Origin of the sequence: Methanocalculus alkaliphilus (assembly GCF_024170505.1) — an archaeon.
In the GTDB taxonomy this organism is placed as follows: Archaea; Halobacteriota; Methanomicrobia; order Methanomicrobiales; family Methanocorpusculaceae; genus Methanocalculus; species Methanocalculus alkaliphilus.
Genome location: NZ_JALJYG010000002.1, coordinates 52,519 through 74,235, shown reverse-complemented (window position 1 = coordinate 74,235; position 21,717 = coordinate 52,519). Strand labels below are relative to the sequence as shown.

The 21,717-nt window shown below is 48.0% G+C and carries 29 protein-coding genes and 1 tRNA gene; 17 read left to right on the top strand and 13 right to left on the bottom strand.

What is annotated here, in order from left to right; translation table 11 throughout:
* Positions 1 to 95: 95 nt before the first annotated feature.
* Positions 96 to 644 (bottom strand): hypothetical protein, encoded by a 549-nt coding sequence (locus J2T58_RS02045; RefSeq protein ID WP_253487055.1) that lies wholly within the window; start codon positions 642 to 644, stop codon positions 96 to 98.
* A gap of 206 nt (positions 645 to 850) precedes the next feature.
* Here J2T58_RS02045 and J2T58_RS02040 point away from each other — a divergent pair, with 206 nt between their 5' ends.
* Positions 851 to 1,798 carry a DUF7544 domain-containing protein gene (locus tag J2T58_RS02040; RefSeq protein WP_253487054.1) on the top strand — a complete coding sequence of 316 codons (948 nt, stop codon included), beginning with the start codon at positions 851 to 853 and terminating at the stop codon, positions 1,796 to 1,798.
* Between the two features lie 44 nt (positions 1,799 to 1,842).
* Here the strand turns inward: J2T58_RS02040 and J2T58_RS02035 are convergent, their stop codons facing one another.
* The gene (locus tag J2T58_RS02035; protein WP_253487053.1) at positions 1,843 to 2,391 is read right to left on the bottom strand and encodes a FecR family protein; all 549 of its coding nucleotides are present in this window, start codon (positions 2,389 to 2,391) and stop codon (positions 1,843 to 1,845) included.
* Positions 2,392 to 2,841: 450 nt separating this feature from the next.
* Between J2T58_RS02035 and J2T58_RS02030 the strand changes: the two genes are divergently transcribed.
* The gene (locus J2T58_RS02030; RefSeq protein ID WP_366518426.1) at positions 2,842 to 4,212 is read left to right on the top strand and encodes an RNB domain-containing ribonuclease; all 1,371 of its coding nucleotides are present in this window, start codon (positions 2,842 to 2,844) and stop codon (positions 4,210 to 4,212) included.
* Between the two features lie 25 nt (positions 4,213 to 4,237).
* Here J2T58_RS02030 and J2T58_RS02025 read toward each other — a convergent pair whose 3' ends face one another.
* From J2T58_RS02025 to J2T58_RS01985, 9 genes are all read right to left on the bottom strand, one after another.
* Positions 4,238 to 4,702: a hypothetical protein gene (locus J2T58_RS02025; RefSeq protein WP_253487049.1), complete on the bottom strand. Its 465-nt coding sequence runs from the start codon at positions 4,700 to 4,702 to the stop codon at positions 4,238 to 4,240.
* A 69-nt stretch (positions 4,703 to 4,771) separates the two neighbouring features.
* Entirely contained in the window at positions 4,772 to 5,047 is a 276-nt protein-coding gene (albA, locus tag J2T58_RS02020; RefSeq protein WP_253487046.1) for a DNA-binding protein Alba, read from the bottom strand.
* 8 nt (positions 5,048 to 5,055) lie between these two features.
* Positions 5,056 to 6,072, bottom strand: coding sequence for an aspartate-semialdehyde dehydrogenase (gene asd / locus J2T58_RS02015; RefSeq protein WP_253487044.1), 1,017 nt, complete (start codon positions 6,070 to 6,072; stop codon positions 5,056 to 5,058).
* A 73-nt stretch (positions 6,073 to 6,145) separates the two neighbouring features.
* Entirely contained in the window at positions 6,146 to 6,319 is a 174-nt protein-coding gene (locus J2T58_RS02010; RefSeq protein ID WP_253487041.1) for a ferredoxin family protein, read from the bottom strand.
* Positions 6,320 to 6,385: 66 nt separating this feature from the next.
* Positions 6,386 to 7,144, bottom strand: coding sequence for a 4-hydroxy-tetrahydrodipicolinate reductase (gene dapB, locus J2T58_RS02005; RefSeq protein WP_253487038.1), 759 nt, complete (start codon positions 7,142 to 7,144; stop codon positions 6,386 to 6,388).
* The gene (dapA, locus tag J2T58_RS02000; RefSeq protein WP_253487036.1) at positions 7,137 to 8,024 is read right to left on the bottom strand and encodes a 4-hydroxy-tetrahydrodipicolinate synthase; all 888 of its coding nucleotides are present in this window, start codon (positions 8,022 to 8,024) and stop codon (positions 7,137 to 7,139) included. Before dapA ends, dapB begins: the two co-directional genes overlap by 8 nt.
* Positions 8,025 to 8,031: 7 nt before the next feature.
* Positions 8,032 to 8,223: a 30S ribosomal protein S17e gene (locus J2T58_RS01995; protein ID WP_253487034.1), complete on the bottom strand. Its 192-nt coding sequence runs from the start codon at positions 8,221 to 8,223 to the stop codon at positions 8,032 to 8,034.
* Positions 8,224 to 8,234: 11 nt separating this feature from the next.
* The gene (locus tag J2T58_RS01990) at positions 8,235 to 8,798 is read right to left on the bottom strand and encodes a thiamine-phosphate synthase family protein (RefSeq protein WP_253487033.1); all 564 of its coding nucleotides are present in this window, start codon (positions 8,796 to 8,798) and stop codon (positions 8,235 to 8,237) included.
* Entirely contained in the window at positions 8,791 to 9,339 is a 549-nt protein-coding gene (locus J2T58_RS01985; protein WP_253487032.1) for an HDIG domain-containing metalloprotein, read from the bottom strand. The genes J2T58_RS01990 and J2T58_RS01985 overlap by 8 nt, the downstream gene beginning before the upstream one ends.
* Before the next feature lie 101 nt (positions 9,340 to 9,440).
* Here J2T58_RS01985 and J2T58_RS01980 point away from each other — a divergent pair, with 101 nt between their 5' ends.
* Entirely contained in the window at positions 9,441 to 9,617 is a 177-nt protein-coding gene (locus J2T58_RS01980; protein ID WP_253487031.1) for a hypothetical protein, read from the top strand.
* On the opposite strand, the gene J2T58_RS01975 is transcribed toward J2T58_RS01980, so the two are convergent.
* Positions 9,618 to 10,613, bottom strand: a complete 996-nt coding sequence (locus J2T58_RS01975; RefSeq protein ID WP_253487030.1) for a DNA primase large subunit PriL — start codon at positions 10,611 to 10,613, stop codon at positions 9,618 to 9,620.
* Entirely contained in the window at positions 10,613 to 11,356 is a 744-nt protein-coding gene (locus J2T58_RS01970; RefSeq protein WP_253487029.1) for a DNA polymerase sliding clamp, read from the bottom strand. The genes J2T58_RS01975 and J2T58_RS01970 overlap by 1 nt, the downstream gene beginning before the upstream one ends.
* A gap of 107 nt (positions 11,357 to 11,463) precedes the next feature.
* On the opposite strand from J2T58_RS01970, the gene J2T58_RS01965 reads away from it, so the two are divergent.
* The 14 genes from J2T58_RS01965 to J2T58_RS01900 all read left to right on the top strand — a co-directional run bounded on the left by J2T58_RS01965 (position 11,464) and on the right by J2T58_RS01900 (position 21,668).
* Entirely contained in the window at positions 11,464 to 12,069 is a 606-nt protein-coding gene (locus J2T58_RS01965; protein ID WP_253487280.1) for an RlmE family RNA methyltransferase, read from the top strand.
* Positions 12,053 to 12,934 (top strand): GTP 3',8-cyclase MoaA, encoded by an 882-nt coding sequence (gene moaA, locus J2T58_RS01960; protein WP_253487279.1) that lies wholly within the window; start codon positions 12,053 to 12,055, stop codon positions 12,932 to 12,934. The genes J2T58_RS01965 and moaA overlap by 17 nt, the downstream gene beginning before the upstream one ends.
* A gap of 51 nt (positions 12,935 to 12,985) precedes the next feature.
* Entirely contained in the window at positions 12,986 to 13,495 is a 510-nt protein-coding gene (locus tag J2T58_RS01955) for a hypothetical protein (protein ID WP_253487027.1), read from the top strand.
* A gap of 11 nt (positions 13,496 to 13,506) precedes the next feature.
* The gene (locus J2T58_RS01950; RefSeq protein WP_253487025.1) at positions 13,507 to 14,676 is read left to right on the top strand and encodes a M20 family metallopeptidase; all 1,170 of its coding nucleotides are present in this window, start codon (positions 13,507 to 13,509) and stop codon (positions 14,674 to 14,676) included.
* 61 nt (positions 14,677 to 14,737) lie between these two features.
* A complete protein-coding gene (locus tag J2T58_RS01945) occupies positions 14,738 to 15,394 on the top strand; it encodes a hypothetical protein (RefSeq protein ID WP_253487023.1) in 657 nt (218 codons plus the stop codon).
* A 322-nt stretch (positions 15,395 to 15,716) separates the two neighbouring features.
* A complete protein-coding gene (locus J2T58_RS01940) occupies positions 15,717 to 16,301 on the top strand; it encodes a hypothetical protein (RefSeq protein ID WP_253487021.1) in 585 nt (194 codons plus the stop codon).
* 51 nt (positions 16,302 to 16,352) lie between these two features.
* Positions 16,353 to 16,424, top strand: a tRNA-Arg gene (locus tag J2T58_RS01935).
* Positions 16,425 to 16,557: 133 nt separating this feature from the next.
* Positions 16,558 to 17,145 carry a hypothetical protein gene (locus J2T58_RS01930; RefSeq protein ID WP_253487019.1) on the top strand — a complete coding sequence of 196 codons (588 nt, stop codon included), beginning with the start codon at positions 16,558 to 16,560 and terminating at the stop codon, positions 17,143 to 17,145.
* A 220-nt stretch (positions 17,146 to 17,365) separates the two neighbouring features.
* Positions 17,366 to 18,010: a PGF-CTERM sorting domain-containing protein gene (locus J2T58_RS01925; protein WP_253487017.1), complete on the top strand. Its 645-nt coding sequence runs from the start codon at positions 17,366 to 17,368 to the stop codon at positions 18,008 to 18,010.
* A 98-nt stretch (positions 18,011 to 18,108) separates the two neighbouring features.
* Positions 18,109 to 18,747, top strand: coding sequence for a cobalt transporter CbiM (cbiM, locus tag J2T58_RS01920; protein ID WP_253487016.1), 639 nt, complete (start codon positions 18,109 to 18,111; stop codon positions 18,745 to 18,747).
* Positions 18,734 to 19,207 (top strand): hypothetical protein, encoded by a 474-nt coding sequence (locus tag J2T58_RS01915; RefSeq protein WP_253487015.1) that lies wholly within the window; start codon positions 18,734 to 18,736, stop codon positions 19,205 to 19,207. Before cbiM ends, J2T58_RS01915 begins: the two co-directional genes overlap by 14 nt.
* A 25-nt stretch (positions 19,208 to 19,232) precedes the next feature.
* The gene (gene cbiQ / locus J2T58_RS01910) at positions 19,233 to 19,997 is read left to right on the top strand and encodes a cobalt ECF transporter T component CbiQ (RefSeq protein WP_253487014.1); all 765 of its coding nucleotides are present in this window, start codon (positions 19,233 to 19,235) and stop codon (positions 19,995 to 19,997) included.
* Entirely contained in the window at positions 19,994 to 20,905 is a 912-nt protein-coding gene (locus J2T58_RS01905) for an energy-coupling factor ABC transporter ATP-binding protein (RefSeq protein ID WP_253487013.1), read from the top strand. The genes cbiQ and J2T58_RS01905 overlap by 4 nt, the downstream gene beginning before the upstream one ends.
* 67 nt (positions 20,906 to 20,972) lie before the next feature.
* On the top strand, positions 20,973 to 21,668 hold the full coding sequence (locus tag J2T58_RS01900; RefSeq protein ID WP_253487012.1) for a TIGR00266 family protein: 696 nt from the start codon (positions 20,973 to 20,975) through the stop codon (positions 21,666 to 21,668).
* Positions 21,669 to 21,717 lie beyond the last annotated feature (49 nt).

Sequence of the window (21,717 nt, the reverse complement as noted above, 5' to 3'; positions counted from 1 at the left end):
CAAAATAGGCTGAATAAACAAGTAATTTGGGTAAGGAACGACAGGAGGATCTCTTCTATGGAAAATGATTAGGAGCCATTCGGAAAACCGGTACATTACCTCCGTTTCAGCTCATCTATATCACGTCGTAACTGAACCCGCTCTCTTCTGTCTGAAGCAATCTCCATAAAACCTACCCCGACAAGGATGATCATAATCGACATCAACCCAATGCCCATCATCGCCATATTCATGATTACCACAATATCATCACTCAGCAGGGAGAGATTTTCAGCCAGGGTCTTCATATCATCTGATGTATCAATAAGATCAGATCCGGCACCATCCATCTCGGATCCAATTGTATGCATGATCCCACCAGCATCAACAAGTGGATCTCCGGCAGAAACGAATGGAATCATGTTGATAAGAGTACCGGCATCCCCCATAGACTTCCCAACCAGCTGTAATGGCTGGCCAATACCCTGAACGGTCTCACCGGTTGATCGTATCGAGCTCTCATGACGATCCAGAATGGTACTGGAATCATCAAGTACTCTTTGAATTTCCGAAGCAGTCCCGAGTGTATAACTGTATCCGGTACCTATCAGTCCCAATATCCCAAAAACAATTAAGATGATGCCAATTGCTTCAAGCCTCTCCATAGTATTCACCCCAGAAACAGTACCTGCACCTATCAGTATAATACAAGAATAATCGATTCATATATATCAATTATTAATTGATTTTCTGGACAGGGTACTCTTTCCGTTATGAATCAGATTTTTTGATTAAGATTTGAACATACCGATTCAGAGGTACCCGGATACAGGACATGGTTTTATAAGGAAGAGAACGCTATCAGCCTGATATGACCGGGAAGTATTATGCATTTACCGAGATTGATCGTGCAATCCAGAGTTCAAAAGAACTGCTCTGGCCCTTTCGTGCCGGGGTATGGCTCCGCCTCGCACTCATAGCATTCTTCGTCGGGGCAGGTGGTGGATTTCCACAGGGCTTTTCATACTTCGATGGTGACTTTTTCAATGGCATCGGCACCCCCACGACCCTGCCACCATCACCTGGCATATCCGGACTCCTCATCGCAGGTATCGGATTAGTCGTCCTCGCTGTCCTCGTGTATACCCTCATCGGCGCCATCCTCCAGTTCGTCTTTGTTGACTGTATACGCACCAGGAACGTCCATCTTACAGAGCCCTTCAAGGAACGCCTCGGAAAGGGATTCCGACTCTTCCTCTTTGAAACAGGAATAACAATCCTTCTGATGCTGATGATCGCTGCGATCATGCTCCCGGTCATCCTGGTATTCATCGATCCGGCTATCCTCCCCCGGACAATGGTGCTTCTCCTTCTGATACCGGCCCTCATCACTCTTGCCCTTCTTATCGGTATTATCATGCTCTTTACAATCGATTTTGTCGTCCCGATTATGATAAAAGAGGACTGTGGGGTGATTGAAGGTTGGAGGAACCTTCTCCGGACGTTATCAGACCAGTGGATGCAGGCTCTTGTTTATCTGATCGTCAGGGTACTCGCCGGTATTGGTGCCGGAATTGTGATGGCCATCATCACCTTCATCGCTCTTGCCATAATCGCCATTCCCTTCGTCATCATCGGGTTCCTTCTCTATCTGATCATGGTCGTTCCTGCCTCATTCCTGCTTCTGCTCCTCATGCCATTCATGATACTTGCAATTCCGGCAATTCTGTTCATCACAGTGCCGTTCATCACCTTCTTCAGGACCTACTCGTTGAAGGTTCTTGGGAGATTATCAGAGAGATATGTATTCCTACCGTGATTCTCCAAAAAAAGCAGTGGAAGATCCCTCTTCCATTTATAATCTTATCCCCGGACACCAGCAATAGCCGAAGGCGTCATACTTGAAAAGCTTTCCCCTGAAAGAAATTCTTTCACCTTCATCCATGTATCTTCAATAATTGATACGATCGGTTCCAGAACACTCGTCGGTTTATCAACAATCTGCCTCTCTAAATGTAAGCTGTTTCCCCCCTCAACAACCTGCCTACCCCCGTGATCTAATTGAACGATCACTTCAGATCCATCATCTGCGTAGACAGTATCGCCTGCCATTAATCTCTCCCCAACGGTTGCACTCATAACCCGGTTCTGTCTCTGAATATACCCTTTCCCTCGAACGGAGGTTATTCTCCCAACATCAACATCACCTCCATCTGGTAGAAGAATTCTATCAAGAACTTTCGGGCGGACATCGGTCGCTTCAGGGGTCGGTTTTGGTAATAGGGAGCTGCCTCCCCGTTCAAACACTATCGCCGTACCTCCGGTACCACCACCAAACATTGTCTCACCTCTATCAGCCAATGAAACAGTGGCAAAAGATCCCGGACCAAGAATCAGAACATTATATTCCAAAATGCTATCACCAGTTTTGGCGGGTTGGGCGCTCATGCCCCGTGTTATAGAAACTGAGTATCCTCCACTCGAATCATCCGGGGCATGTGTGATCGACACTACTCGTCCAAGAACCGATTCATCAGTCCAGACCTGTAATGTCGTATGAGATCCGGCCTGGGCTGACACGGGCAGAGCGCAGGTACAAACAAGAGCAGTGATTAAGACCAACATACAAATCTTCGTAAAAACGTTCATAAAAAGAGAAAGGCGGTAAATTAATAAATAATTAACTCAATTGCCACGTATTTTCTGAGCATCCTGTTAAACAGATTCATTAATTCAGAGGTCCACACATCTCTTATGAAGAAAAGAAATCATCCAAATCTTCGTTTAATCGCCGACAAAGCCATGGAAACGTACGGTTTTTCCCCAAAATTCCCTAAAAAAGTGCTCAGTGAAGTAAGAACCATGAAGGAATTGAGAATAGCGGAAGAAATAAACGATGCTGTTGATCTCAGATCACTCCTCTGGGTATCAATCGACAACCATGATACAATGGATATCGATCAGATCCAGCATTGTAAAGAAGGACCTGATAACGAGATTTGCGTAAAAGTAGCCATCGCTGATGTCGATCATCTCGTCAGGAAAGGCTCCCCCACTGACCGGCATGCTGCAAAACATGGAACCTCCATCTATACCGGCGTTGTCACCTACCCAATGCTCCCAATTAAGCTCTCAGAAGATATCACCTCCCTCCACCCACACCATGACCGGATGGCGATTGTCATCGAATATGCTGTCCTCCCGGATGGATCTGTTAAGCATGGAGATGTCTATCCTGCAATCGTCTGCAACAAAGCCAAACTCGTCTACGAAGTGGTCGGAGAGTGGCTCGAAGAAGGAGGAGTGTTTCCCTATGACAATCCTGAGACAGAAGAACTCGCCGATCAGATCCTTCTCCAACATACAGCTGCAGAACGTATGAAGGAGCAACGGGCAGAGCAGGGATTTCTCGACCTTCAGACGATTGAGGCCTCCCCTGTTATGGATGATGGGGATGTCACAGGACTTGTCATCCAGAAGGAGAGCCCGGCACATTCGCTCATCGAAGAGTTTATGATCGCCGCCAACAGGACCCTTGTAAACCGGCTGAAGGAGGCGTCCTATCCGATGGTTCAGCGTATCGTCCGGACACCAGGGAACTGGGAAGGGATCATCGATGAAGCAGCATCTCGCCATTTCCAACTACCAAAAGAGCCGGATTCCCAGGCCCTGGCGGCCTTCCTCCTCTCCCAGAAGAAGGCAGATCCAGAGACATTTCCGGACCTCTCCCTGACAATCGTCAAGCTCATGGGCCCCGGGGAGTACATCGCTACTGCACCTGACGACGACTCCGTCGGCCACTTTGCCCTCGCTGTGACAGACTATACCCATGGCACAGCACCAAATCGACGGTATGTTGATATTATCATCCAACGACTCATCAAAGCCGCAATTGCTTTGAAATCTCCCCCATACGGGTTTGATGAACTCGAAATGCTCGCCGAACACCTCTCAGCCACTGAAAAGGCGGCAAAAAAAGTAGAGCGTTTCATGATCAAGGCGGCTGCAGCTGTTTTACTCCAGGACAGAATTGGGGAAGACTTCCGTGCCATTGTCACCGGTGCCGCGGAAAAGGGAACCTATGCCCGAATCATTGATCCGCCGGTTGAAGGCCGCATCGTGAAGAATGAAAAAGGACTCAAAGTCGGAAATAAAATTGTCGTCCGGCTGCTTAACACCGATCCCGAGAAAGGCTTCATCGATCTGGAGCGGATTCAGGAGACGTTCGTTTGATGTAAAGGGGAGGGGGAGATCCCTCTTATGACCTCTGCTGCTGTGATCGCGCAAAATAGCCGATACCATCCTCGATTACAGATACCATGGAATATTCCCTTGTTACCTGCGGGGTCCGAAGGGTAACATCAGGGATTGTTACAAGAAACTCGTGATGCGGGAACCAGTAACTTCCATCACCATAATCAAACGATGCCGCGTCAACGACAAGAACAGCGCGATTAAGATCGGCAGTCCTGACACGCGCACCATCAAAATTCATAACCCTTTCAACCTTATTTTTCAAATCCTGATTGCCAAGGAATAGAACAAGAATCTGAACCCCTGAGTCTACCGAGTAATCGACAGTGACAACTGCCCGGCTCTCTTCGAGGCTGAGATCAACGGAATGAAAGGTAAGATAACTGTATCGGGAATCGACAGATGCGGCAACAGGCATACAGCAGAAGCTGAGAAGGATAAGAACCCCCAGAATAATGCCTGCTTTCATGGTTCATTCTATGGTTCCTTGAAAATATAGTGTTTCTGGTAGAAACAATGATCCACCTGGAAGTTATTGTCAGATTGCCTTACTGAGAATGATCTCGATACTCGATACATTCGTCCTCCCTGTATCTGTCTCGATCTCTTCGGTCGATGTGGAAATATCCTTCTTTCCAACCCCTTCAAGGAAGCGGTTCAGGGAGATCTCAGCAGTGTCAACGGCCCGGGAGATTGCCTTTCCCCTTGCCTTTATCGCCACCGTTTCTGCGCCATTATTGAACTGTGTCACCACTGCGAGTACGTAATTCATGACTGGTTTGTTACCAACGAACACTGTGTTATCCATGAGCATATGATCCCTCAGATGTATCCTTTCTTCTTTAAAAGTTCAGCATTAAGTACAGATGAGCCAGCAGCCCCTCTGATAGTGTTATGCCCCATAGCCGTGTAGCGTATCCCTTCCCTGATTCTGCCGATGGAGACTGTCATCCCTTCCCCGAGATTTCGATCCAGCCGGGTCTGGGGTCGGTCGGGTTGAGAGAAGACATGCAGCGTCTTCTCTGGTTGTGTGGGAAGCCCTGAGAAGGGTGCCTGCCAGGTATCAAAAGCGTTCCTGGCCTCCTCGATACTGCATCCTGCCTCAACAAACACAGAGAGCATATGTCCATCAATGACAGGAACACGGTTACAGCTGGCACTTATTGGAAAATCTATCGGTTCAATCTCAGAACCATTGAATCTGCCCAGGATCTTTCTCGGCTCCTCGGACATCTTCTCCTCCTCTGAGCCAATATATGGAATGACATTGTCACAGATTGCCATTCCGGGAATGCCATCAAATCCTGCTCCTGATATCGCCTGGAGTGTTGCCACCTTCACATCCCGGATATCATAGGGAAGAAGCGGAGCAAGGGAGCATGCGAGCATAATTGTTGAGCAGTTCGGGTTTGTCACTATGCATCCATCACGGCCATGATCACGCTGGATATCGATGAGGCCGATGTGGTCAGGATTGATCTCAGCAATGAGGAGGGGGACGGTTGGATCCATCCGGTGGGATGAAGCATTGCTGCATACAATCAGCCCGGCATCGGCGAGCTCCGCCTCAAGCGGTCGTGCAACATCCGACGGTAAGGCAGAGAAGACAATATCAAGATCTGCAACAGCCTCGACTGTGGTCGGACTGACGATGCAATCACCGATTTCATCAGGGAATGGAGTCTCCAGCCTCCAGTTGACAACCTTTTCATATGGTTTACCTGCACTCCGCTCTGATGCTGTGAGTGTCTGGAGATGAAACCATGGGTGATCCGCAAGTAACTCAACGAATCGTTGACCGACGGCACCTGTAGCACCGAGAACTCCGACATTGATCATGGATAAAAGAGTAAGGGTGAGAATATATTTAATTGTTAGAGTTTTAATCCGCCCGAAACCGGGCAAAAAAAACCTATTCCATGTGGATGGCTTCTACAGGACACTCATCCACACAGCTTTCGCAGTCAACGCAGGCATCAGCATCAACCACAGCCAGATCATCCTGCATAGTGATGGCTGCGCTTGGACAGATATCAACACAATTCTCACAGCCTGTACATTTCTCTTTATCGACAATAGCTACCAATCGGATTCCTCCAACATCTATTTTTATTAAAAATATGGGAAATAGGTTTCGATATGAGCATCTGATTCAGAGCCCAAGAACCTCTTTCATCGTGTACATCGAGGCTGGCTGGCCGGAAACCCATCTGGCTGCACGGATCGCGCCACGGGCGAAGACCGAGCGATCATACGCGCGGTGAGAAAGTTCAATAGTTTCAAAATTTCCTGAAAAGAGAACAGAGTGGTCACCGACAATATCCCCACCACGAATGACATGAACACCGATCTCATCACCCCGCTCCGTCATTCCGACACGCCCATATACCTTCTCACGTGCACCCATCTCCTCCTCAAGGATTGAGATGATCGTCCGTGCGGTACCACTTGGCGCATCCTTCTTGTATCTGTGGTGTGCTTCCGTGACCTCACAGTCATAATCTCCAAGGAGAGATGCAGCATGCCTGATCAACTCCCAGAAAGTATTCACGCCGACACTGAAGTTTGTGGTTTTCACGATTGGAACCACACCATCAGTCGCTTTTCTGATACGCTCTTCTTCTTCTTCTGAGAATCCGGTTGTCCCGATGACAAGGGCAACGCCATGTGCTGCGGCTATCTCGATATTTTGGACCGATGCAGCTGCAATGGTAAAATCTATCAGAACATCAGGGGATTTTTCCTCCAGAAAGGCTGCGAGCTCTTCGGAGACCACAACAGGTCTGCCAAGCACCTCTCCGGCGCGGAGATCCACCCCCCCGATGAACTCAAGTTCGGGATCGTCCTGTACCATATTTGCGATGATCGTTCCCATCCGACCAAACGCGCCACATACTGCTACTTTAATCATATCGACTCAATACCTTCTGTAATCTATCTGTCTCTTCATCTTCAAGCTCAGTGAGCGGCAATCTCAAAGGCCCGGCGGCTCGTCCTCGAAGATCCATCGCCTTTTTCACAGGAACCGGATTTGTGTCGATGAACATCGCCCGAAAGAGGGGGGAGAGCTCATAATGGATCTCTCTGGCCCTCTCAAGTGAACCCTCCTGTATTGCTGTGTACAGTGCTACCATTCTGGCAGCCTCAATGTTTGCAGCCACAGAAATAACACCAGTTCCGCCAAGTGCCATCAACGGAAGGGTCAGATTATCATCGCCTGAGAGGACACAGAAGGGATGCTCCCTGTCAAGATGCCGGGTTCCCTCAATGATCTGTGACATCTGCCCGAGATCGCCGCTTGCTTCCTTGACTCCGACAATATTCGGGTGGGCTGCAAGCTCAATGATCAGATCTGCCGGAAGGTTCTGTCCGGTACGTGATGGAACATTATAGACGATTATCGGTAGCCCGGTATCAGCAAGGAGAGTATAATGTTTCACCAGGCCCGCGCGGTTGGGCTTGTTATAATAGGGGCTGATAACAAGGGCTGCATCCGCTCCAATCTTTTTTGCAGCCTTTGTGAGCGTCAGTGCCTCATCGGTGTTATTTGATCCTGTTCCCGCAATAACAGGGATACTGCTGCCAACTGCTGATACCACCTCTTCAATTACCGTTTCATGCTCCTGAAAGTTCAGGGTGGCAGATTCCCCGGTGGAACCACATGGAACAATACCATGAACACCCTGTGTCAGGAGCTGTTCGATATTTGAGCGAAGCCCTTCAATATCAATCTCCATTGAAGGGGTTCTTTGAAAAGGAGTTATAATAGCGGGGATAATTCCCTGAAACATGAAGTAGTTATCTTCGTCTTCTGGTATTTACCTTTCTCGTAATGTACCCAGCCACCCGGTTCCGAACATCCTTGCTCTCGATAGTGGTCAGATTTGAGACGGCATGCTTATTATCGTCATAATCGTTTGAAAAGTATGTTTCATGCCTCTCGAGCAGACCGGTTCCAATGGATTTGATGTAGCTTGGTTTTATTCCCATGTAAATCGTCCTCAGATTTCCATATTAGTAATGCGCGAAGACAACATAACTATTGTGTTTGTTACCGACATGGGATCGGGGCCGAGAATACGTATCATTGGTTCTTTTCCAACAGCACCCCTGTCAATGATACTATCCGGAACATGATCTTTACAACAGGATGCCACCCCCCAGTCCATTGTCCTGATACTCGGAGGCTCTTGTGTTCGATCAAACCAGCAGAGATCAAACGAGAGCTCGTCAAGGAGTGTTGCAAGGGTATCAGAGAACCTGATATTTGCTGCCGATCTCACCTCAGGGTCAAATCTCATCGCAGTAAGGACAATGCGGGCGATATGATCACTCGCACCAAACGCAACCTCCCCGACAGGATGAATTGATCCGCGCAGCCGGACGATCCGCCCCTCTACTCCGGCAACATCACCAGGATCACGCGCACCTGGGAGGGCATACACCAGATTACTTCCAACCTCCGGGATCAGGCGAGCATCCATCCCCCTCCTGAGCTTCTCAAGAGCAATGGTAAGCTCATTAATCACTTCTTCCTTCGCCGTATCAGACATCTTCTCACTCATCCCTGGGCCACCTCCAGATCCTCGAAATACCTTTGATGGCTGTTTCGATAAAGAGATCCTGATCCATCACATCTTCGATGGTACGAATACGATCACGATCACACCCTGCGGCAAATCCCTTATCCTTCATCTTCTTCTTAACCGTTCTGACAGTAACATCACCGATTGCCCCTCCCTTGACGAGGGCGCAGGCAATTATCAGCCCGGAGATACTGTCTGAGGCCTGAAGGGCACGATCGAGGGGCGATGAATGGTCGGTAAAGAGAAGGTGGTTATGCCTTTGGATCGCCTCAGTAATCTCTTCAGATACACCTTTGCTGAGGAGGATAGTGGCACCTTCCACTCCATGCCTTGCCATATCCCCGTTGACGATCTCATAATCGATATCATGCAGTACCCCGATCGTCCACCAGAGATCGGGATCTCCATCCAGAGAGGGGGCAACCTCCCGCATGATCGCACCGGTTGCCAGACAGTGTTCGATTAATGGGTCAGATTCTACATATTCCTGTAAGAGCGAAAGTGGATCTGAAGGAATCATAGTTAGGGATGAACCCTGGGGGAGATAGATGCTATGGTCTGCCAGTGGAATTCCCGGATGATTGGAAAACCATAATAGCCCTGATGTTCTAGTATATCCTCATGCAGTCATGGCTTATGGATATCGCCATCGGCATTACAAGCCTGTTCATCTTTCTAGCTCTGCTTATCGGACTTCCAATGATCATGGACCCGGGGTACGCCTACCTCGCAGCGCTTCTTTGCTTCATCTTTATCCTTATCGGCGCCGGATATACGGTTATAGAAAAGGCAATATAACTATTTTTTAGTTGTTTTCTTTCTCCGCCGATAATAGTTCAATGGGTGATTTACCTGCTCACAGTTTTTATTCTTTCCTACACATATGCCATGGGTCCTCATCGTTGCACAGGAGGGGGTTGTATACCCCTCATCTCCCTGACTGATGATGTGATTAACCTGGTATGATGTCATCTCAAGATCAAAACCACTGCCCCCGGAGAAGAGACTGATGATTCCGGTCGTCTCCATTCCAATGGTGTGGAGGAAGGTAGTTAGCGCAAACCGTCCCGAATGTGTGAGAGGACGGCCTTCTCCGGCGGCATCATACAGCGCACGGATACATGGGGGGAAGCCGGCCTCATCCACAGCTCCGTATTCAATGGTTATTCTCTCCGAAATGATGCCCTCCACTTCAGTGACATACACCGAAAGATCAGTGCAGACATTCTTTGGGAGATCGAGAGGGAGTTGATCAAGGAGAATTCTTCTGATTCGTTCACGGAGGAGGGTCTCCTCATCTTCATGGCTGAGCCTGACCATCCCTTTCCAGAGATCACGGTTCACAAGACGAAACCGCTCTTCACGAAGTGATGAGGATAATTCAATATATTGGGTTAAAGGCAGTATTCCCCCGGGAAGGGGCATGCCAAGTTCCCGGAAGAGATGGTTCTTCAGATTTTGATTCTCCTCAATCTGTATGAAGTAAAGGGCTCGTTCTGCTTCAAATCGTGATAGTAACCCGATACCATTCCTATTTTTTATACAGGAAATAAGAATCCGTGCCAGCGCATAGCTGACAATAGCCGAAAAGGGCTCTTCGGCCTCATTGTAACCCCGTGCGTCCCTGGTTTGGGCTGCATCGCGAATCCGCTGAACCGCCGCCTCAAGAAAGAGACGACTTTCCCGGTTCTGCGTTATTGTCAGGAGAGAGATCCCGCGATCTGCAATGATCCTCTGAGCTTCTTTTAAAAAAGGATAGTGTGCTAATTCCTGCAGGCCAATCTGTAACTTCATCAGTCCGCCTCGATACGGGGTGCGAGGAGATACCCGACGCGCCCTTTATCTGAGGCAATTGTAAATGCAAACTGAACGGGGTGATCGATACCCAGACGGATGTCAACAGAGGAGGCCCTCCCCATAACCTTCCCCATATCTTTGAGATAATCGAGCGAGAAGAGGGAACGAGCCTCTGCAAGCTCAACAAAAGTTACCTCATCCTGTCCAAGCTCAAGCCTGATATTATCAGAGTCCCCCTCAGCAACCATGGCTAAAACGGAGCGCTCAGGGTCTACCATCAGGGCAATCTTGTCCGATACGACACCTGCTGCCTTTATGGCATTATTTAATGCTTCACCAGTGATGGTCACAACTGCCGGCAGATTAAGATTCGGCGGGTTTGGATCCTTTCTGATCGTTTTTGTGTCAAGGAGCGAGATCGAATACTTATAGCTTCTGAAACTTATCGAGAGCTTCTTCCCTTCTGCATCAAGTTCGAGATCGATTGGATCACTCTTCCCGACCATCCCGAGGATATTCTTCATCTTTGCAATATCCAGTCCGATATCCAGTTCTGTTGCGCTATAGGACTGGAAGGCATCAGCATCAAGTTCAAGGGAGACCATAGCGACATTTGATGTGTCAACCGCTCTTGTACGTATCCCTTTTTCATCAATGTGAAGACGACATTCTCCGACGAGAGCGGAGACCGAGTCTATTGATTCTCTGAAAATGTCTGCATCTATCGTTGCTTTTAACATCACAAACCCCTTATTATTTTATTAAGAACTAAATACGGATAAATTATATTGTTCTATTATCGTTACCCATGCAGATAAAAGCATTCGGGTACAGGAGTAATATCATCATGGGTTCCCAATGGTCACGCGATTCTACGTACAAACATGCTACACAGGAGGGGTATCGATCCAGAGCCTCCTATAAGTTACTGGATATCAATTCAAAATTTGGCATACTCCGCCCGACAGATAATGTCGTCGATCTCGGGTGCGCCCCTGGCAGCTGGCTTCAGGTGCTCCGTAACCTGACCGAGGGCGTCATCGTCGGGGTAGACCTTCAACCGATCTCACCCCTTGAAGGTGTCAGAACAATAATCGGGGACTTCACTGATCCTCTCATTCAGTCAGAGGTCAGGAGAATTGTCGATCCGGTGAGTGTTGTCATCTGTGATGTCTCACCAAAACTTTCAGGGAAGAAGAGCTATGATCAGGCGCGCATCATCGACCTGAATGAAAAAGCCCTCGAATTTTCACAGGGAATTCTTAAACAAGGGGGAAATTTTGTTGTTAAGACATTTCAGGGAGAATTATTCAACGACTTTCTCACCGAGGTCCGCAATAACTTCTATTCAGTACGGGTCTATCGGACAAGGGCTACCAGGAAGGGGAGCACTGAGACATATATAGTTGCAAAAAACTATATCCATAGAAGAGATGATGCCAGCACTGATTGACCCCTACGGTCGGCCTGTCACGAACGTAAGAATCTCCCTTACCCCGGCCTGCAATCTCAATTGTATATACTGCCATGCAGAAGGGGAGAAGGAGGCCGGCAGACTGATGACAACTGATGAGATCATCAATATTATCGGGGCAGTGACCCGCTATCCCATCAGGAGCATCAAATTCACCGGAGGTGAACCAACACTGCGCGATGATCTTGTTGAGATCATCGGGTCTGTTCCATCAAGGGTAGAGTCGTCGATGACGACAAACGGAACGCTCCTTGCAGATCAGGCGTATGATCTCAAGAAAGCCGGCCTCTCCAGGGTTAATATCAGTCTTGATACGCTCCAAAATGATCGTTATATTACGATAACAGGAAAGGACCTTTTATCTGATGTCCTGGCCGGGATAGACGCATCACTCGATGCCGGCCTGACCCCGGTGAAACTGAATGTCGTTCTCCTTAAAGGTATGAACGAGGATGAACTCCCTGATTTCTTCGATTTTGTACGGGGAAACCGCGATCTGGTCCTCCAGATCATTGAACTGATGCATTTCAACAACTGTGACTCACATGCAGAACTCAATGGTATCGAAGATCAGATTGCATCTGAGGCGACAGAAGTTCTGACCCGGCGGATGCACCACAGGAAGAAATACTGTGTCGATGGTGCCGAGGTTGAGGTTGTCAGACCTTTGCACAATACTGAGTTCTGTGCACATTGTAACCGGCTTCGGATCACTTCTGATGGAAGATTAAAACCCTGCCTGCTCAGGACAGATAATGAAATAGATATCCGGGGTAAAAATGGGCAGGAACTGGACGAGCTGATTCAAAAGGCAGTCTCCCTCCGCAGCCCATTCTATGAATAAGCAGATGCCTTTATAGCAACCCTTTTTTCTCTGCCCTTCTCATACTCACCTATGATAGAGAAGAATGAGTATATGCGTGAGCTTGAATATCTCTACTCAAAATCACTTGTCCTTGAATCAGCCTCAGATTTTGATCCCGTTCTCTGGTTCCACTGGCTCGATGCCGTCGCCCATATCGACTACACGCTGAGCGTGGCAGGGTATAGTTATGAATCCCCACGATCCATCATGGCAGGAGAGTATATGCGATGGAGGGTAGATGAAGAGAAGAAAGGGGATCGCCCCCTATTCAAGCCGTTTATTAACTGGCTGAAGAAGAATCATCCTGATACCTTTGGATCCCTTCCGGCGCTCTGGCAGGGAATATATGCAGATGACGACCCCGCCCAGTACCGTAGCTTTCGTATTATCCTCGATCCCGTATCACCAAAGCCAATTCCGGCGTACGTATTTCATACATTCATTGATGAATTCTTTAAAAAGGATCTCCTCAAGAGCATGTACAAAGGAGCTTCACTCTCAAGGCTCTTTGGAACATTTCAGTCAGAATACAAGGTATAAAGGCTGCTATCATGGATCCGGTCAGGATAACCTCTGAGTTAATCAGGATCAATAGTGACAACCCGCCGGGTATCACAACAGATGTGATCGAGTATATTGCAGGCATCCTCGATTCACTCGGTATCGCAACGGATTGTATCGAGAACGCACCGGGCCACTGTAACCTGATAACCCGGGAACAGGGGCACCCCCTTCTTCTCTGTGGCCATGTTGATGTCGTCCCGGCGCTTGATGAGGGGTGGCACCATCCACCATATTCAGGAACTATTGACGAAGAGTTCGTATGGGGCAGGGGCAGTACAGACATGAAAGGAGGGTGTGCCTCCATCCTTTCAGCAGTTTCTAACCTTGTGGAAGAGGGTGTTGAGCCGGGAGTCAGCCTTGCATTCGTCTGTGATGAAGAGGTTGGGGGTCCGCATGGAATACATCACCTGCTTGCAAAGGAGCTTATACTCCCTTCTGATTGTATCATTGCGGAGCCAACCCCGGCTATAGCACCATGTATAGGCCAGAAAGGACTCTGTCGGTTCTCTGTGGAGTTTACCGGAACTCCAGGCCATAGTTCGCTATACCCTTGTGTCGGGGTGAGTGCTGTTATGGAGGCATTCAATTTTATTCATTTCATCAAAGAACTCCATAATCGTGATTACCCTGTCGAACCCTCAATGGCGGGTATTATTAGTCACTCCGAGCGTATCCTGTCGGATATCTTTCAAACCAAAGGTTTGCGTTCAGTCCTGACAAGGATTATGTATAATCCGGGTATCATCTCTGGCGGTGAAAAGGCAAACATCGTCGCCCAGAAGTGCCACATTGAAGTGGATCTTCGTCTCCCCTGGGGATGCGATGCTTATCAGCTTCTTGATGAAATCCGATGCCAGGCTCCGAACGCAAACATTACACCTTCAAGTGTTTGGAATCCATCACTGACACCGCCACATTCTGATATTGTCAGTCGAATCACCCATGAAATTAACCAGCTCCATAATGTTGCATCACAGCCAATCGTCCAGTGGGCAGCAAGTGATGCCCGTGCACTTCGCAAGAAAGGCTTCAGAGTGGTTGAATATGGTCCCGGAGATATCAGGACGCTGCATGCAGTCAACGAGAGAGTTGCTCATGATGATCTGAGAGATGCAAGTGAGATCTATCGTGAGGTTATTCGATCCTATCAGTCATGACAGAACGGTCCGGCGTCATATGTACCTGTTATATAATAGGAAAATCTACACGATAGATAGTATGAAAGTGCGGTATACGGGCTTGCTGATAATACTATGTACAATCATGATCATTACGGCTGGGTGTACGGCACCACCTCCGGTTATTACTGAGCAACAGGAGATGCAAACCCCGACAAGCCCAACTGTTACGGCTGTACCAGCAGCCACACCGACCGCGCCAGTACATTCAGATTACGTTACTATTGTAACTCCAGGACCCACCCCCCTTGTGCCTCCGGATATCCAAATACCAGTTCAGGACTTGGGATCAGAACCTGGAATAGATAGAAAAAGTATCTATTCCGAAAGAATCGAATTCCTCTCCAATGAGATCACCCTGATAGTGAATGTACCCCGTGCCCCATTGATAATTGATCTGGATATTACCCCTCAAGGATTAACCAGGGTTAAGGAGGGGACGAGCAGGTATGGAGAGAGGCAGGATTACCGGTATCAGATATACCATATCAGTGGGAATGTATGGTTTCTCTGCACTGTGGCGGATGCAGAGACAGGGGCAGTCATCGTCAGGGATGGTTTTGGACGAACATTCTCCCATGATAGCAGGCGGGAGATCGTCATCAGAAGACCAGGGATATACCATGTCACCTTTAGTGGAAATATGGTCGCTACCGATATTGAGATGAGTATACCAAAGGAGCCTGGCACCGAATAATCGGGTATTAGACCATAGTTATGCCCTCACTCAGCGCGCCGATGGTGAGCCGGTCTTATGTATCGGCTATTTGGGGGGGGGAGTTTTTTTATTCAAATTCACCATTCGCATCCTTAAGCTTCGATCAGGCATCTTTCTGTCTGAATTCCCTGATTCAGCCCATCTTCAAACGAATACGGTGAAGGCCGGAGGTTTTTTATGAACCGAATCTCCGGACCCATTACCCGCGTTATGGTGACAGAATGTGGTGTTATGAGATCAGTAAAATAATAGAAATATTAATATAATAATTAATATAGTATACACCATAGAGATTATGGTGATGGTAGTGCGGGAAGTAGGTTATCTGGCAATCATATGTATATTTATTATCATTTCAGCAGGATGTATAGCACCCCCCTCGGAAATGTCAGGCAATCAGAATATATCAGCAGAGCCAATTCCCGCCGCTACGGTTAGCCCTGCGGCTACTCCTGCAGCAATCATGGATTCTGTCATGGTAGAAGAGCAGACATCCCCCCATGAAGTCATCTATTCAGAGAAGATGGATTTTCTCTATGATGAGGTGAGTGTGGTCGTTGAATTACCCCACCCCCCATTGATAATTAATCTCGATATAACACCGGAAACCAGAACCCGGATCAAGGAAGGAACAAGCATATATGGTGAAAAAAAGGACTATCGATACCTGATCGAACATGTAGGCAGCAACGTCTGGTTTGAATGTACTGTGAAGGATGCTGATACAGGCATTATTGTTGCAAGAGATGGATTCGGTCGTACATTCTCTCAGGAATGCAGACGGGAGATCATCATCAGAAGGCCCGGCAATTACACTGTCACATTCAATGGAAACTATGTCGGCACCGATATTCTTATGACAAACCCCAGGCTGATTCAGGCATAAAACCATAGTTATTTATGATGACATCGCATATAGGATAGAGCACCTTTGCGGGTCCCGGTAGGGTAGTGGATATCCTAGAAGCCTGCGGAGCTTTTGACCCGGGTTCAAGTCCCGGCCGGGGCGTAATCTCTTTTTGAAATTTATCAAACAAGTATAATTAATTCTTATTAATAAAGTCAGCTCTAATAGCGTAATTTTCGCTGCAAATATCATGTATACAAATATATTTATACATTAAGATATAACAGTCAGAATTATGAAGAAACTGATGATCGGGTCACTGACCACACTCTTAATCATCTCTGCAGTTATCATGGCAGGGTGCAGTTCACAGGCAGAGACGAAACCCATTTCCACTCTAATACCTGCACCACAACCAGAACGAACAGAGGCACCCCTCATTGAACCGGACGGGGAAGAAAAGCCGATTGAATTTGCGGTTTTTACTCTTAATAACAGTGATGATGTTGATTTTATAACAAGAACCAATTTTATCAGATATGAGTCGGACCATTCAATGAGCATCGAAATGGAGGTTGCCGAATTCTGGAAAGAGCCACGGATCAACGGTATCGAACCCAGGGATGTGATGATTTATGTGATGAGTGATGCATTTGATCCCGGCTGGCTTGATAAACTGAAGAAGGACTCAGACGATGATGAGTTCCAGGCATTTGTTGAAGATTGCACCGTCAAAAAGGTAGTATTGCATTTTATTGAAAAACCCAACAGGAAACTTTTGGGAACCGCAACTATGACAGGATCTGATCCCTGGAGTGAGGCAGATGTCCATACAACATGGAAGAGAAGGTCGTATCACAAAATCCCCGAATGGATGGTGTGAACTATCCACCAAGATCGGTTATTTACGGTAGAGCCCATCATTTAATAAATAGATCGATTACTTTTTCCATCAGGAGACAGGTCGGTATGACAGGATGTTCTGATTGTACCGAAACCATAAATTTTATAATATATAAGATTATTAAAGAAACCAAACACAACTTTTTTTAAACTTACTCAACAATAATGAAGTAGATCACAACGATCTATGGTGCTAACCCATGAAACGCAATACATTCACCTTACAAGCCATGTTCATGGCACTGCTCGCTGTTGCACTCATCTGTATGCCGGTATCGGCAGATCAGGAAGCAATCGAAATTGAGGTCGCTGAAGTCATCGAACATGCTGAAGACTTCATGACATATGCTGTCATTATTCAGGATGAGACGCGGATCATCAGAAATGACGAATCTGTCGATCAGGAAATCCGGGATATAGCAGCAGCAGTTCATCGTGCAGGTGATGAGCTTGAGCTCATTGCAAAGGATATGCTTGATGATGCAGAGGAGATAGGCAGACTCGCCGTAGATCCCATCGGTAACCGTGCAGCGATAGATCACCTCCTTGATCATATCAAAGAGGATCTTCTGGAGTACAAAAGTATCCTTGATGCACAGCATGATGCGATCCATGCACTTGAAGGGGGCGTCCCAGAAAACCTTCAGATTCATGCTGATGCCATCCATGATACCGCCCATACAGCTGAGCGTGATGTCAGACATATGAACAGGCATATAACAGCCCTAAGTACTGCACTTGATGCTGCGGCAGCACCTGTATCACAGCCTGCAGAGAGCCCCGGATTTGGAGTCCTTGCAGCTCTTGCCGGCATCGCAGCGGTCGCATATGCACGCCGCTCCTGATACACCCGGATGGGAGGTGGACAATCTCCCCACCCGGGTATCATTTCTTCTGGATCGATGGTGAATGAATAATCTGGTTATAATCGGAGAGTAAGTAGATGCATATTTCAGACGGTGTTCTTCCGATGCCGGTAATCGTCGCAGGATGGCTTATCACCTTTATTCTTCTGGGTGTCACTCTCCGCTGGGCAGCCCGCCAGGGTGATATCGCAGCAGAGATACCCAAAGTATCCGTGATGGCTGGCGCGTTCTTCGTTGCCTCACTTATCCATATCGACATTCCGCCATCAAGCGCTCACTTAATTCTCAACGGGCTCGTTGGAGTCGTCCTTGGTCCACTCAGTTATATTGCCCTCTTCATCGGGCTCATTCTTCAGGCAATCCTCTTCCAGCATGGCGGTATCACCGTCATCGGAGTGAATGCCGTCATGATCGGAATTCCTGCTCTTATCTGCTATCTGGCATTTCTCTTCGCCGCAAAAAGGAGACTCCCGTTACCACTTACTGGAGCGTTCTGTGGTGGATTTGCAATAATTCTGACAATTGTTCTCCTCATTGGTGTCCTTGTCATATCCGGTGAGCAGTTCTATGCCATCGCCGGGGTGCTCGCCATCGCCCACCTGCCCATCATCATCGTTGAAGCAATTGTCACCGGGGCAGTCGTTGGATACCTTGCACGGGTCAAACCGGAACTGCTCCCCATTCCATTTGGAGGAAAAAGAGATGAAAAGAGATAATCTGATACTGGTCGGGCTGATCGCCCTTCTCCTCTGTACCACATGTATTGCCCCCGTATCTGCTCACAGAGCCTTTGTTGGCGCATTTATGACAGGCGATATCTATGATGATGTGATGGTCAGGGCATGGTATGAAGGAAACACCCCGATGGCAGAGGCCCGGATCACCATCTATGCAATTGATGACGGCTTAAAAGAGATCTACATAGAAGATGTCACCGATAGACAGGGCTTTTATGCATTTGAACCAAAATGGAGGGTGACTGAGTATGAGATCGTCGTCGAACATACCGGCCATCGTGCACGGATGACCCTTGATCTTGAGTCGGGAGAATCAATGACCGCGGCAGGAAATGAGCTCCCGCTCGCTGCCCGGATCATAGCAGGCTTTGGGTATCTCCTTGGAATTGCGGGGATCGCGATGATATATACCGCCCGGAAGATGCAGAGGAACACGTGAGGATCAATAATCAGAATGGAGGGGCATGCACTACCCGGATATTGACAGATATGCAACGCTGACGTCCCCCATCCACCATCTGGAGCCACGGGTAAAGATCCTCTCATTCACCATCCTCATCTTTTCGGTGGTTTTTGTCCAGACTATTCAGGCAGCCCTTCTCGGGCTCACCGTGGCAGCCATCCTCCTGCTCATCTCCCGCCTGCCTTTCAGGTTTATTATCCGACGATCAAAGGTCATTTTAATCTTCATCCTTCCAATTCTCCTTCTTATGCCGTTGACGGTGCCGGGGACAGCCATCTGGTCAGCAGGACCGGTCAACTTCACTCAGGAAGGGCTCTCACTCGCTCTCCTCATAACGATCAGGGCCCTCGCTGCCATCATTCTCGTTCTCACCCTGCTTGGGACACAGAAGATTGAGACGACCCTCAAGGCACTCTCACTCCTCAAGGTACCCGGCGTCATCATTCAGATGCTCTTCTTCACGTATCGCTACATCTATGTTATGATGGATGAGTTTCTCCAGATATGGAGTTCAATGCGGTCGAAAGGATATGCATTCAGACTGAACAGATACGGGCTCTCCATCATCGGCAACCTGATTGGAATGCTTCTGGTCAAGAGTTATGAGAGGGCAGAACGAGTATACCGGGGGATGGAGGCGAAGGGATACCGTGGTAACCATATCACAACCACACCTTTCTTAATACAGATACACGACTATCTTGCAGGACTCCTTCTGATAGCTATTGCCGGAGGACTGCAGGTATATCCATTGGTACCATTATGACTGAAGCTGTAACCATTCGGGATCTGAACCATCACTACCCTGATGGCACTGTATCACTCGAAGATGTCACCCTGACGATCAAGGAAGGGGAGAGAATTGCCATTATCGGGCAGAACGGGGCAGGGAAAACAACGCTCTTTCTCCATCTGAATGGTTCGATTAAAAGCATGGATGATAATGTCCTCATCTTCGGTGAGAACGTCAGATATATGCCGATAGAGAAGAGAATTCAGAAGGTCGGTGTTGTCTTTGCAGATCCCGATGATCAACTCTTCATGCCGACCATCTATGATGATGTGGCATTCGGCCCGACAAACATGGGTCTTCCACGGGATGAAGTGGAGCGTCGTGTCAGGGATGCACTTGAGACGGTCGGCCTGAGTGGATTTGAGGATCGTGTTCCCCACCACATGAGTTATGGGGAGAAGAAGAGGGCTGCACTCGCCGCGGTCCTCTCGATGGAGCCCCGAATCCTCATTCTGGATGAGCCGACGGCAAACCTTGACCCAAAAAACCGGGCTATCCTGATCGGCCTCATCAACAGGCTCAACAGGGAGAAGGGGATCACCACAATCGTGGCAATGCATGATGTCAATGCAGTCTCTCATCTTGCAGACCGGGTTATTGTACTCAATACCACAATCGTCGCAGATGGAGATGCCCACACCATCTTTTCAGATGGCGGGCTTTTAAAAGCAAATAATCTTGAAGCACCTGAGATTTATAAACTCTTCAGGATTCTTGATTGTTATGGCTATACATGCTGCCATAAACATCCCCTCTCGACCACCGATGCCCCATCTGCATTTGATGCCTCGCTTGAGGAGAACGGTGGCAGCATTCACCTCAGAAAAAGTGAATCCACAGGTGATAAAATACAAAAAGTTATGGATACTTTCGAATATTAATCTGTCATTTATCATTCCCGGATAGCTTCATCATCTTCTGTGGAGATACAGAGATGGTGAAGAACTGATGAATTATGAGATTCGTTACAAGCCATCTTTTTCCCTTCTCGTTGTCGCCCTCGGGCCTGGTGAACGGATCACCGCCGAAGCTGGTGCGATGACATATATGCATCCATCCATTCAGGTATCAACACGAAAACGTGAGAAGAGCCTGTTAGGATCCATCGGGCTCGCCCTTCTGGGTGGCCAGAGTTTCTTTGTTACAGATTATATTGCAGGAAATGAAAGTGGCGACGTCGCATTAAGTGCAGCACCACTTGGCGATATTGAGACGGTTGCTATCGCACCCGGCAAGGGTTTTATTGTGCAGAAGTCTTCGTATCTTGCCGCAGAACAGGGTATCAATCTGGATCTCAAGTGGGAGGGATTCACGAAAGGGCTCTTTGGACAGGGTCTTCTGATGATAAAAGTCTCAGGTGAAGGGACACTCTTCATCAATACATTTGGCGCAATCGATAAGCATCAGCTGAAGGCAGGGGAGAAGATGATCGTCGATAACTTCCATCTCGTCGCCTTCAGCGATACCTGCCAGTATCGGGTGATGAAGTTTGGAGGTCTCAAAGAGACCCTCTTCTCCGGAGAAGGGCTGGTCACAGAGATAACCGGGCCTGGGGAGATATATATCCAGACCAAGAACGTGCGGGAACTTGCAGAGATGATCTGGTCGGTCATTGAGCCGAGGGTGCAGGCGAAATCCCGATAATCGATCTTTTTTTCTTTTCAGTACCCTCACAGCTTAATATTCTTCAGTA